Annotated in this window: 11 protein-coding genes and 1 pseudogene; 5 read left to right on the top strand and 7 right to left on the bottom strand. The window is 64.6% G+C overall.

What is annotated here, in order from left to right; translation table 11 throughout:
• Positions 1–201 precede the first annotated feature (201 nt).
• Entirely contained in the window at positions 202–600 is a 399-nt protein-coding gene (locus ACIBI6_RS10325) for a VOC family protein (RefSeq protein ID WP_364339217.1), read from the bottom strand.
• Positions 601–688: 88 nt separating this feature from the next.
• On the opposite strand from ACIBI6_RS10325, the gene ACIBI6_RS10330 reads away from it, so the two are divergent.
• Positions 689–1630, top strand: a complete 942-nt coding sequence (locus ACIBI6_RS10330) for a YafY family protein (protein WP_364339219.1) — start codon at positions 689–691, stop codon at positions 1628–1630.
• Positions 1631–2219: 589 nt separating this feature from the next.
• Positions 2220–2660: pseudogene (locus ACIBI6_RS10335) on the top strand (Tn3 family transposase); the annotation flags it as partial.
• A 526-nt stretch (positions 2661–3186) separates the two neighbouring features.
• Here ACIBI6_RS10335 and ACIBI6_RS10340 read toward each other — a convergent pair.
• Positions 3187–3642 (bottom strand): hypothetical protein, encoded by a 456-nt coding sequence (locus tag ACIBI6_RS10340; protein WP_396955811.1) that lies wholly within the window; start codon positions 3640–3642, stop codon positions 3187–3189.
• An 87-nt stretch (positions 3643–3729) separates the two neighbouring features.
• Here ACIBI6_RS10340 and ACIBI6_RS10345 point away from each other — a divergent pair, with 87 nt between their 5' ends.
• Entirely contained in the window at positions 3730–3858 is a 129-nt protein-coding gene (locus ACIBI6_RS10345) for a hypothetical protein (RefSeq protein ID WP_396956003.1), read from the top strand.
• Between the two features lie 61 nt (positions 3859–3919).
• On the opposite strand, the gene ACIBI6_RS10350 is transcribed toward ACIBI6_RS10345, so the two are convergent.
• A complete protein-coding gene (locus ACIBI6_RS10350) occupies positions 3920–4186 on the bottom strand; it encodes a DUF4158 domain-containing protein (protein ID WP_396955994.1) in 267 nt (88 codons plus the stop codon).
• 259 nt (positions 4187–4445) lie between these two features.
• Between ACIBI6_RS10350 and ACIBI6_RS10355 the strand changes: the two genes are divergently transcribed.
• On the top strand, positions 4446–4574 hold the full coding sequence (locus ACIBI6_RS10355) for a hypothetical protein (RefSeq protein ID WP_396955812.1): 129 nt from the start codon (positions 4446–4448) through the stop codon (positions 4572–4574).
• 970 nt (positions 4575–5544) lie between these two features.
• Here ACIBI6_RS10355 and ACIBI6_RS10360 read toward each other — a convergent pair.
• Both ACIBI6_RS10360 and ACIBI6_RS10365 read right to left on the bottom strand, forming a co-directional pair.
• A complete protein-coding gene (locus ACIBI6_RS10360; protein WP_364339221.1) occupies positions 5545–6231 on the bottom strand; it encodes an SGNH/GDSL hydrolase family protein in 687 nt (228 codons plus the stop codon).
• 8 nt (positions 6232–6239) lie between these two features.
• Positions 6240–7655, bottom strand: coding sequence for an MFS transporter (locus ACIBI6_RS10365; protein WP_364339223.1), 1416 nt, complete (start codon positions 7653–7655; stop codon positions 6240–6242).
• A 105-nt stretch (positions 7656–7760) separates the two neighbouring features.
• Between ACIBI6_RS10365 and ACIBI6_RS10370 the strand changes: the two genes are divergently transcribed.
• Positions 7761–8375, top strand: a complete 615-nt coding sequence (locus tag ACIBI6_RS10370) for a TetR/AcrR family transcriptional regulator (RefSeq protein ID WP_396955813.1) — start codon at positions 7761–7763, stop codon at positions 8373–8375.
• Between the two features lie 42 nt (positions 8376–8417).
• Here ACIBI6_RS10370 and ACIBI6_RS10375 read toward each other — a convergent pair whose 3' ends face one another.
• Positions 8418–9929 carry a bifunctional 3-(3-hydroxy-phenyl)propionate/3-hydroxycinnamic acid hydroxylase gene (locus tag ACIBI6_RS10375; protein WP_364339228.1) on the bottom strand — a complete coding sequence of 504 codons (1512 nt, stop codon included), beginning with the start codon at positions 9927–9929 and terminating at the stop codon, positions 8418–8420.
• A gap of 22 nt (positions 9930–9951) precedes the next feature.
• A complete protein-coding gene (locus ACIBI6_RS10380; protein WP_396955814.1) occupies positions 9952–11829 on the bottom strand; it encodes an acyl-CoA synthetase in 1878 nt (625 codons plus the stop codon).
• Positions 11830–11831: the final 2 nt, after the last annotated feature.

The following is an 11831-nucleotide window of genomic DNA, read 5'->3' on the forward strand; positions in this document are numbered from 1 at the left end:
GGGTGGTTGGGTGGGTAGATCATGCGAGCAACTTCGCCATTCTCAGAGCAAGTGAACCTTGGCAGGCGTCGCGAAAGGGCGAGCAACCAGCGAGAGCGCCGGGCTGCCAAGCATTCTCGGGGCAAGGTATGCCTTGGCGCGAAGGTGGGCAAACCGCGCGAACGCCTGCCATTGCATTCTCGGGCAGCTGGGGCAGGCGCTTTAGGGGCGGCTGAGTATCGCCAGGTAGTGGGGGTTTTGCATGATGCCGAGGATGTTGCCGAAGGGGTCGACCACTGATGCGGTGATGAAATCTCCGTTGCCGCGTGGGGTGATCGGCTCGTACTCCTCGGCTCCGAGGGCGAGTAGGCGGTCGAAGCTTGCCTGCACATCGTCGACATGCCAGTGCAGGATGGATCCGCCAGGTGCGTTCTGCGCACCGGCGGGTGCGAATTTGCGGTTGATGATTCCCAGTTCGTGCTGGTAGTCGCCGATGCGGAATTCGTAGTATCCGCCGGGCACTGCGTAGTACGGGGCGTAGCCGAGCAGGTCGGTGTACCAGTCTTTCGCGGCCTCGAGGTCGTCGGCATAGAACGAAACGGTGGCCATTCCTCGCAACATCTTGGTCTCCTCTGATCGGGGTCTTGTGATCCATAGTTGCGCCTAAAGTGCTCACCGAATGAGCACTTTAAGCGGCAGAATTGTGCTCATGCGAGCAGACCGATTGGTGGCGACCCTGTTGCTGATGCAGACCCGTGGGCGCGTGACGGCTGCCGAGATCGCCGCCGAACTCGAGGTTTCGGTCGCGACCGCGCGCCGGGATCTGGAGGCGCTCTCGGCGGCAGGAGTTCCGGTCTATCCGCAGTCGGGCCGCGGTGGTGGCTGGTCGCTGGTGGGCGGCGCACGCACGGATCTCAGCGGCCTGACCGAACCGGAGGCGCGGGCGCTGTTCCTTTTGGCCGGACCGTCCGCGAGCGCGGTGCCCGAGGTTAAATCGGCGCTGCGCAAACTGGTGCGTGCCCTCCCGCGGACCTTCCGCACCGATGCACAGGCCGCGGCCGACGCGATCGTGATCGATCCCGCGCGCTGGGGTGAGCGCGATCAAGCTCGGCCGAAGCTCGTCGAATTGTTGCAGCGCGCGGTGGTCGAGCGCCGCAAGGTGCAACTGACATATCAGCGGCCGGGGGAGCGTACCCGGCGCGTCGTCGACCCGTGGGGCCTGGTCGACAAGGACGCCACCTGGTATCTCATCGCAGGCACCGACCGTGGTAGGCGCACCTTCCGCGTCGACCGAATCGTCGATGCCGCGATAACAGACGAAATTGCCCACCGCCCAGTTGATTTTGATCTGTCCACGGCGTGGCAGGCGGTCGTCGGCGAGGTCGAACAACGTCGTGCCGCGACATCGGCCATCGCACTCATTGCGCCGCAACTACTTCCGATTCTGCGCAAGCAGCAGGGGCGACATTGTGCGGTGGACGGTCCGGTCGCCGACGGACGCGTTCAGGTCCGTATTACCGCGCCGACCCCGCGCATGATCGCCCAACAATTGGCGGGCTGGGGTGCCGAAATCGAGGTGCTGGCACCGCGATCCGTACAGGCGGAGTTGGCCGTGCTCGGCGCCGAACTCGTCGATCGATACCGTGAGTGACCGCGCGGCGAATCGAATCTCGCAGATCGATTCGTGCACCGCGAGTGATCACGATATGCGCTTCGCGACTAATGAAAACGCTTGTGTCACAGGGATTTACCATTGCAAAGCAGTCCGCTATAAATAGTTTCAGCCGGTTCATCGCGGACGGCCAGTCGATAAATACGACGTCGGGCCAATGCGCGCCGGACGCCATCCCGCAGGTGCTGCCCTGACTTGCATTCACTAGGGGTTCGGCGTTTGCGAGCGCCGATCAGGTATCAGGCTCGGCGGGTGCAAACGCCGAGAAGATGCGCACTCGGCGTACGCAAACGCCGAGGAGGAAGACCGCTGGGCCGCGTCCGAGTAGGCGTCCCGGTAGTAATCGCCGAAAATCCAACGAAGTTCGGGATGTGCACTGGTGTTTCAGCGGTTCCGGATGCGGCGTGGGGTGTTTGGTGCTCGGCTTGGCTGCCGATGAGGTTGGTCGGGGTTCCGGAGGGCTTGGTTCGTGGCAACGCGGGTATTCGCGGATGAGGAGTTGCAACGGTTTCGGGAGTTCCCGGAGATCAGCCGCGAGGACCTGTTCCGGTATTTCACTCTCAGCCCGGGGATCTCCTACGACATTCTGGCGTGGACCTCGGAGTGGTACGTGCGGGAGGAGACGCTGCGCGCGGCGAATTCCGCGCTAATTGGTTACCACCAGAGTTTGCCGCTCACAGCGGTTTTCGGTGCAGGCACGCTGTCCTCGAGCGACGGTCAGCGGTTCCCGACGCGCGGCAAGTCGATCACCGCCAGGGCCCTGAGCCGCTATTTCGCGAATGAAGGGCTCAGTACCTATACCCATGTCACTGACCAGCACGCCACCTACGGCACGAAGGTTATCGTGGCCACCAAACGCGAAGCGCATTACGTGCTCGACGAAATCCTCGGCAACGCAACGGATCTGCCGATCATCGAACATGCGACCGATACGCACGGCGCCGCAAGCTCTTTGTCGTCGTCGGCGACATCGGACAGGCTGGCGATCAGCCTATCGGACCTCTGTAGGTATCGGAGAGGTGCTCACCTATGCGTGGTATCTGGTGGCTGCGCAATCCATCGGCTATGGTCCGGAAGAGCCGCGCCAACCATTCCCCGACGATAGCCCCTCACGCCTGCTACCTCGTGCACGGCTGCGGATACGCGGTCCGGTCGATCGACGCCACACATCCCCCGCAACAACCTTCAACTATCCATCCGCAGCGAAACCCTAAACGACCAGCCCGATCACCGCGACCGAACCAGCGCCGTCAGCGTCCATTGCCCCTTTCCGACGTACTCCGGTCCCACCTCAACTGGACCAAATTCAGCACCGCCACGTGGGGCGGGATTTCCCCGGCATTCACCGCGCGGGCCAGCACCGCGAGCAGGCTGGTGTCCGAATCGGAGTGCGCGGCACCGTCTCTCGCCGCGGCCGCCTTCTCGTGCAGGTGGGCGGTCAGCTCGACCGCCTACCTCACCAGCGTGCTCACAGTCCAGCAGTTTCCCTCTAGGTAGTTACAGTGAAGATTTCAGGAGCAGGATCCTAGCGTTACCTATCCGCAGTGGCTCGACTTAGATTTCCAGTAGTTTACGATATTAGAATCTGCCCCGGGCTTTTGGACTTCGCCTTCCCACTGGATACATTTGCCTTTGGCTGAAATTTTTACGGGTCCTGCGTAATACTTGTAATCGCTGCGCGAGTCCAAGACTCTGGTAGAAGACTGGCCAGCGATTTCGATTCCAGCACTTACCGTAGTCGGAGTTCCCACGTATTCATTTTTCCAGGTAACGACACAATTATCTGTTCCGTTGTAGAAGAGATATATCGTGCCGAGTGGTAGGTCATGATGGTCGATTTCATGGAAGCTCGATCCGCAGGCCCCAGCCGGGGTCGATGCAGCATCCGCGACGGGCATTGCAATGAGCGGCGCAGTGGCAGCCGCAAAGATGATTGCCAACACCTTGACGTGGAAAGCCAAGGCCACCTTACGATAGTTTTCGAATTTCACCCGTTCATGCTTCCATATACATCCCGCGTTCCCGCAGTTGAGAACCTTTCTCTTGGCGCCACACAGCCGCCGCGTTGAAGGCATACCGTGCCCGGCAAGATATGCATGCCCGGCACCGCCTACTTCTTCGGCTTCGAAGTCCACATCGACGCCGAACCCGCCGCACTCGGCCCCACTGGCTACCGGCCGCTACGCATGCGCGACACCCTGTTCTGATCTGTCCATCGAACGGGAGGCCAGCGAAATCCGCACGAAAGCCGCACCTCAAGCTCAGCAGTCACCCCTGACCTGCGGCTACGCCAGATGTGTTGTTTTTCGCGCCGTTTCTACCGGGACCCCAAGCATGCTTGGGTTTGCTCTTCTCCCGCTCGGTGTACCGCTTCACACACAAGGAGTCCTCGATCCCCAACTGCTCGGCCAGATAGTCGACCAACTCCGGCGGCACATTAAGCGGATCGGCCAGGAACATCCCGAGCTGCCGCACCGTCACGACCTGAAGTGCGAACCCCAACCGGTTGTAATCCCGACGCCGACCCGCGACCAGTAGCTTCCGATCCTCGTCATCAAGATAGAAAACCGCTCCAACTCAACACGGGACAACGCCCCGAACCGGCCGTAGCCGCCCTCCTCGGTCACACCGACATGAAATCACCTACAGGCCAACACCACTCGATGTTCAACGCTTAACGCCGGATCGGGCGGGTCTGCTCCTCAACCCCATCCTCGACAGCATCGGCAGCAACCCGGCCACCCTCACCGCTGAACCCACCGTCGTCAACCGCAACCCAGCACTGGCCATCCGCTTGGACGGCGAGTTCGACGGCGTCATCGCCGCCCGTATCGAGGACGCCCGCATCACCGGCCTCTACTACGTCCGCAACCCGCAGAAGCTGACCCGCGTCGCCGCGCAGACGCCACTCACCCGCCGATGATTCCCTCCGCCTGCTCTGCAAGCTGGGCTGACATTGTGACCGCCTGACGCGTGCCGGATCTCAGCGGCGCGTCGGCTGCTCGCGGTCGGGATCGTCGTCCGAGGTCCAGCTGATGATTTCACCGTGCTGGACCAGCTGCCGATGAACGCGGGATTGATCGCGCCGACCGCGAGGCGAACCAGATCGCGGGCCGTTTCGGCCGGTGTCTGTGCCTGGGACATATCGGCGAACCAGGGACGCGAGGCCCCGGTGTCGACCCCAGTCCCGGGCACATCGGGCCGAGGTAAGCGCCGAGTTCGACGGCGCGGTCCCGGGCGAAGATCCGGGCGCTGGCGACCTGCCCGATCTTGGAGACGGTGTTGATCGAGTCTGGCCAGCTCGTTGTGCGATCGTGTCCCGACTCCACCGGGCTCACCGGGCTTGCACTGGGCGAACAATTCCCGACGCAGCGCTGCCATGATGCCTCGCACGCACGGAGCGGTCTTCGAGACCGTGTCGATCGAGTCGGGCCAGGACGCCAGCGCGAAGGCATCGCCGCACACAAAGCCCGCGGCGTCCCACCGAATCCGGCATCAGCCGTCACACCTCTTATACGCCACGCCTACTTGAGACCGAGGTCAGAACAGGGGGCGGACGCGCAGGGGCAGGTAGCCAGTCGGCCCACGCTGTGCGAGTTCGGCGTCGATATCGACCTCGATCGCGTCGAAGAAGTTGATGTTCTCGCTGTGCGCCCGACTGATGTGGGCCAGCGAAACCGTTGCAACTCCTCATCCGCGAATACCCACGTTGCCACGAACCCAGCCCTCCGGAACCCCGACCAACCTCATCGGCAGCCAAGCCGAGCACCAAACACCCCACCCCGCACGCCGAACCGGCGAATTACTCTCTACCAGGGCACATCCCGAACTTCGTTGGATTTTCGGCGATTACTACCGGTACCCCGAGTAGACGCGGCCCAGTCCGGTTCCGATCAGTGTGCCGGTTGGGGTAGCAGTCCGTGCAGTGCGCGCACCATCTCAGTGGCCACTACCGCATGCCCGCTCATCGTGAAATGGATGAGATCAGCGCTCATCACATCCGGCCGCAGCCGCAGCGGATGGTCCCATAACTCCACCAGCACGGCGTCGTAACGCGTGGCCAACTCGCGGGTGATGTCGTTGAGCGCCGCCATCCGTTCCCGCATCGGGCGCATCGCGGCCATCCGCTCCACTTCCCACACATCGGCGAGGGTGAAGGTGCTCACCTGCGCTCCGCTGCGGGCCAGCGCGCCGAAGATCGAGTCGAGATTCGCGCGCAGCTCGTCGAGATTGCCGCCGGGAGCGAACAGATCGTTTCCGCCGCAGCTGATGTGCACCAGGTCCGGCGCGAATTCGAGCACCCGCGGCAGTTGGTCGGCGCGCACCTGTGCGGATGTTGCGCCGATCCGGCCGGTATTCAAATAGGCCAGAGCGGGATTGGCCGCCGTCAACACCGTGGCGACGCGATCTGCCCATCCGGTGGTGTCGTACCCGGGACACGGATCGCCGACGCCCTGGGCGATCGAATCCCCGAGTACCGCGTAGCGCTGCCAGGTCGCATCGGCGAGCAGTTCGAGTGCGGCGGTGCGCGACAACAGCATCGGATCGTTGGCTTCGGTCCGAATATCTTCGTGTGTCAAGGTGACTCCTAGCTTTGAGCGGGAACGGCAACACGGACGCGCGCTGGAATCGCGATTACCAATGCGGACGCGATACCGATGCCCGCGCAAACAGCGAACAGCGTGTGGAAGGCGGCCAGCGCATCGTCGGCATTGGCGGCGAATACCGCGGCAAGCACCGCGACACCGAGCGCGCCCCCCACCTGTCTGGCCGTCAGATTCATCCCGATTCCAGCCGCAAAGCGTTGCGGCGGAATCGAACTCGCGGCCGCGGTGCCGAGCACCGTCACGACGATCCCGACGCCGCCGCCACCGAATAGCCCGGCCGGTACCCACGCGGACCACAGTGCCGGTGTCGGTCCGAAGGCATCGGTGCTCATCCAGACATTGGTGCCGGTGTACATCAGCGCCCCGAGGACACCGAGCCAGCGCCGAGTGCTCGCCGCCGTGACGCGACCGGCGATCGTCGCGGTCACCATCGAGGACACCGCGCCCACCGTCAATGCGGCCGCCGAACCGAGCACCGAATACTGCCAGATCGCATCGAGGAACAGCGGTCCGGCGAGCAGCCAGGCGAACATGGTCGCACCGAACACGAACGAGGCGGCATTGGCCAGCGCATACGGCCTGCTCTGCCACAACTCGACCGCGATGGCCGGATTATGGTGACGCGCGGAGCGAACCAGCGCGGCCAGGATCAGCAGTGCGCCGACGCCGAGCGCGGCGAGTGTGCCGGGTGCGGTCCAACCCCATCGCTGCCCCTCGGTGACTGCGGCGACCACACCGCCGAGTCCCATGGCAATGGCAATTGTGCCGACCGGGTCGGGCAGCGCACTGCCGGGTTGGCGGGTGTCGGGCACCGGAACTCGCAGCCCAGGCACGATCAGCGCGATCGCCACCGGGATATTGATGACGAATACCGCTCGCCAGCCGAATGTCTCGACCAGCGCGCCGCCGATCGCCGGACCGACCACGGCGGCGAAACCGCCTGCGGCCGACCAGGCTCCGATGGCCGCGCCAATCTTTTCCCGCGGCGTAACGGTGAGGACGAGTCCGAGTGCCGATGGCACCATCAGCGCGGCCGTGGCACCTTGCAGCAGGCGTCCGGCGATGAGCCAGCCCGCGGTGGGCGCCAGGCCGCACAGCAAGGATGTCACGGCGAAACCGACCAGTGCGATCAGGAACAGTCTGCGCCGTCCGATGGTGTCGGCGAAGCGGCCCGCGGGGGTGAGCAGTGCCGCGAAGGCGATGGCATATCCGCTGACCACCCAGGTCAGCGTGGTTGTCGCGGTACCGGGAAAGTCGCGGGCGATCGAGGGGAAGGCGATATTGACGACGGACAGATCCAGGAAGGCGATGAACGCTGCGCCACAGGCGATGACGAGCGTGCGCACGGCGGCCTTCGAGGTCGGCGGACTGTCGGTCCGCGCGGACACTTCGGTCATGGGGGAGATCCTTCGGTGAGGCGAAATCTAAACGTACGACCGTTCGTGCAATAAAAGTACGACCGTCCGTTCGTATTCGCAACCCGATAGTGGAAGAATGACGACATGGCAGAGTCGATAACCACCACGCAGGGCACTGATCAGCGCCTCTCCAAAGGCGCTCGTTCCCGGGCCTCGATTGCCAGACATGCCGCCGACGTCGCCTCCATCGAAGGGTTGACGGGCTTGAGCATCGGCCGTCTGGCGACCGACCTCGGCATCAGCAAAAGCGGTATAGCCACCCTGTTCGGCACCAAGGAAGCACTGCAGGTCGCAGCGGTGAAGGTGGCTCGCGAGGCCTTCGTCGAACGAGTGATCGCGCCGAGCCTCGCCGAACCGCGCGGCTTACTGCGCCTGCGCGCCCTCATGGATCGCTGGTTCGACCACATCACCGACCCGACATTCCCGGGCGGGTGCTTCCGGGTGGCCACCATCGCCGAATTCGACAGCAGGCCCGGACCCGTCCGCGACGCCATCGCCGAGGATCACAGCGAATGGCTCGACTTCTTGGCCAAGCAGATTCGGCGCGCTCAGGAACAAGGCGATCTCACCGACCGCGACGCCGATGCCATGGCTTTCGAATTCGACGCGGTGATCAGCGCAGCCAATACCGCCCAACAGATGGGTGATGAGCGCGGTGTCGCCACCGCGCACACCATCGTGAACGCGCTACTGAGCTGAGCTCCCTGCGACATCCACCGATGCGTGCTTACGCACCGGGACTCAGTAGGCGTGATCTGGAGCAGGTGCGGTGAATCGCGGCAAATCGGCGATGAGTTCGGACAGCTGACGGCCGGTTCGCAGCACGGTGCCGTCCGGACGGACCAGAGCACCGCGTCCGCGCCTGAGCCAGCGTCGCAGGTCGGTCCTAGCGATAACGACCACACCGCCGCGCTGTTCGATCTCGCGGCGCTGTGCCGGTGTCGGGTGGATAGCGGTGACGATCGCGAAACGGCCCGCCGCGATATCGTCGAAACGACGGCCGTCGAGCAGTGCGTTCGGGACGAGTTTGCCCGCCAGACCTCGGTAGAAGCGATGCGCCACAACAAGTTCGGATCGGTGTAGCGGCGGCGTCTGGCCATTGGTGACCAGCTCGGCGAAGCCGGGCAACCGGTGCAACCGTGGCGCGATGAGTCGGCGCAGCAGATTTCCGAATTCGCCGCCGTCGGTCATGGCACGTCCGATGAACTTGGCGAGCCGAATCATGGCGTGCGCGTGCGGCTTTCGCTCGATCTCGTAGGTATCGAGCACGCTCGCGGGCAGGTCTTCGCTGAGAACGCCCGCGAGCTTCCAGGCGAGGTTGGTCGCATCGCGTAGCCCAGCGCCCATGCCCTGGCCGATGAACGGTGGGGTCAGGTGGGCCGCGTCGCCGAGCAGGAAGATCCGGCCGCAACGCCAGCGGTCGGCGAGCTGGGCGCGGAAGGTGTATTCGGCGACTCGCACGAGCCGCAGTTCCTCGGCCGGGGTGTTCCCGATCCACGGCGCGATCAGTGGCTGCAGGCTCGTCAAATCGCGGTAATCTGTGGCGGTTTCACCGGGACCGAGCCGGAATTCCCAGCGGTAGCGCGTGGTTCCGATTCGCATATAGGTCGCGGCGCGAACAGGATCGCAAACCTGGTGTACGCCTTCCCATTCTCCGAAGTCGGCAGTGGTGTCGACATCGATGACGAGCCAGCGCTGCGCGAAGTTCAGGTCGCGCAGCGTGGCTCCGATGGCGGAGCGGACCACGCTGTTGGCGCCGTCGCAGCCGAGCACATATCCGGCCAGGACCGACTCGACGGCACCAATGACGCGATCGGTGAAATCGACACGCACGCAATCATTTTCCTGCGTCACGGTGACGACCTCGGCATTGCCGCGGAGGGTGATGCCGGGATACCGTCGCACATTCGCGCGCAGGATTGCTTCGAGCTCCGGTTGGTCGAATAGGTTCGCCTCCGGGTACCCATTGGCGCCGCCCGCCCGATCGCGATCGAATTGAGCGAGTACCCGCATATCGGGATCGATCAACCGCAGGCCGAGCGCGGGGCGCGAGATCGCGTCGAAGTCGTCGCCGACGCCGAGACGTGCCAGGATCCGGCGGATTTCGCCGTCGAGATGGACCGCCCGTGGCTGCGGGTATATGTCGTTCCACCGTTCCAGCACCAGGGTTTCGATACCGTATTCGGCCAGTAGTGTCGCCACGGTGAGCCCCGTGGGGCCCGCGCCGACGACGACCACCGGAACCGCGTTCATCGGCTCGCTCCACTCACGAGATTCATTGCCGGACCACGACTTTCCAGCCGATGGCGTATCGGCCGAGGACCTCGGCCGCGGCATCTTCGGCGGTGGGGTCCACTTCGACGGTCGCGACGATCGCCCCGTCTTCTACTGCCGCCGTGACGGACCGCACGCCGGCGACCTGCTCGAGTGCGTCCTGCAGTTCCCGTCGAGTAGCATCCGCGCGCAGCCCGAGCTTGTACGGCTTACCGACATCGGTAACGGGCAAAGCGTCCAGGATCACAACGGATTTCGGCACCGCCGCCGGTTCGGGCACCCGCTCGCCCGCCCACGCGAGCAGTTCGGATTCGGTGATATCGGCACCGGCTCCGAGCGTGACATAGGCGATAGGTACTTCACCGGCGTGGACATCGGGACGTCCGACCGCACCGGCGGCGGTCACCTGCGGATGTGCCAGCAGGGCGTCTTCTATCAGCGCCGGGTCGATATTGTGCCCGCCACGGATGATGAGATCCTTGGCGCGGCCGTGCAGGTGGATGAAACCGTCCGCATCGATGTGCGCGAGGTCGCCGGTATCGAGCCAGCCGTCGACCGTGGTGCCGAGCCCGTCGAGAATGTGGCCGCGCTCATCGCGGCCGGTCACGTAGCCGGCGAAAACTGTTGGGCCACTGATCTCCAGTACTCCGATCGCGCCGGCGGACAGCGGCTCCCGGTCGCCCGCGCGCACCACACGCACCTGCTGGTAGGGCATCCGCTGCCCGACCGCACCCGGTCGCGGAACGTCCGGATAACTGCGCGCGCTCGCGCAGGTCGCCTCGGTGAGTCCGTAGCCTTCGACCAGGGTGACACCGGTGTGTGTCTGGAAGTTCGCCCGCGTCGCGGGCGGCAGCGGTGACGCGCCGACCATCGCATAGCGCAGACTGCTGATCTCGGCGTCGACCGGGCATTGCGCCAGCACGGCATATACGGTCGGGACCGCGCTCATCGCGGCCACACTATAGTGCGCCACGATCTTCCAGAATTCGCCGTACAGCGCGAGATCGCGGTAGCCGAGCGGTCCGGCCCACACCACCGGCTGCCCCTTGAACAGCGGCGCGAGCAGCGTCACCACCAGGGCATTGACATGGAACAGCGGGAGTGCGGCGAAGATCGTCGCATCCGCGTCGAGCAGGGAGTTGGCGGCGATCATCCACGCATTGGCGATCTCACCGGAGTGGGTGTGGGCGGCCAGTTTCGGTACACCAGTGGTGCCGCCGGTGTGGAACAGCGCGGCTAGATCGTCGGAGGCCGGGAGCTGTCCGGCGAATGTGTCCGAATCTTCCTCGGCGGCGAGCTCATCCAGATAGCCGAGGTGTACACCGTCGATCACCGGCAGCGGGTGCGGCTCGGCGGCGCCGGTGGGGCGCAGTACGAATACGGCGTCGAGCAGTGCGTCATTCGCCAGCGCGAGCGCGGATTCCCATGTCTCGGTGGCGAGTTCGGGCCCGGACGCGATCAGCACTCTGGCACCGGAGCGGCGCAGCAGCTCCACGATGTGCCGACCGGACATCGCGCCATTGATGGGTGCGGCGATACCGGCCAGCTGCGCGGCGAGCGTCGCGGGAATCAACTCCGCGCAGTTGGGCGACATCAATGCGACCGCATCGTCGCGTCGGATACCCAACCGGTACAGCAGATTCGCATAGCGGTGCACCTCGGCAAGGAGTTCGGAGTAACTGCGCCGCACGGGTTCTCGCCACCGAGCCGCCTCCGGCAGTACGGTGAGCGCGTTTCGATCGGACCAGAGTTCGGTGGCCCGGACCAGCAGTGCGTAGGTCGATTCCGGCAGGCCGCGTTCGGCCAGTGGCACGGATTCGATCTCGGCCAGGTCGCCGGGGCCGCAGTAGCGCGGCCACAGCAGATCCGTTGTCGTCATGT

It is taken from the genome of Nocardia sp. NPDC050412, assembly GCF_044458825.1.
In the GTDB taxonomy this organism is placed as follows: Bacteria; Actinomycetota; Actinomycetes; order Mycobacteriales; family Mycobacteriaceae; genus Nocardia.

Coding starts and splice junctions, on each gene's coding strand:
- ACIBI6_RS10370 (WP_396955813.1), top strand. CDS start 7,761: ATGGCAGAGTCGATAACCACCACGCAGGGCACTGATCAGCGCCTCTCC.
- ACIBI6_RS10380 (WP_396955814.1), bottom strand. CDS start 11,829: ATGACGACAACGGATCTGCTGTGGCCGCGCTACTGCGGCCCCGGCGAC.
- ACIBI6_RS10375 (WP_364339228.1), bottom strand. CDS start 9,929: ATGAACGCGGTTCCGGTGGTCGTCGTCGGCGCGGGCCCCACGGGGCTC.
- ACIBI6_RS10365 (WP_364339223.1), bottom strand. CDS start 7,655: ATGACCGAAGTGTCCGCGCGGACCGACAGTCCGCCGACCTCGAAGGCC.
- ACIBI6_RS10325 (WP_364339217.1), bottom strand. CDS start 600: ATGTTGCGAGGAATGGCCACCGTTTCGTTCTATGCCGACGACCTCGAG.
- ACIBI6_RS10330 (WP_364339219.1), top strand. CDS start 689: ATGCGAGCAGACCGATTGGTGGCGACCCTGTTGCTGATGCAGACCCGT.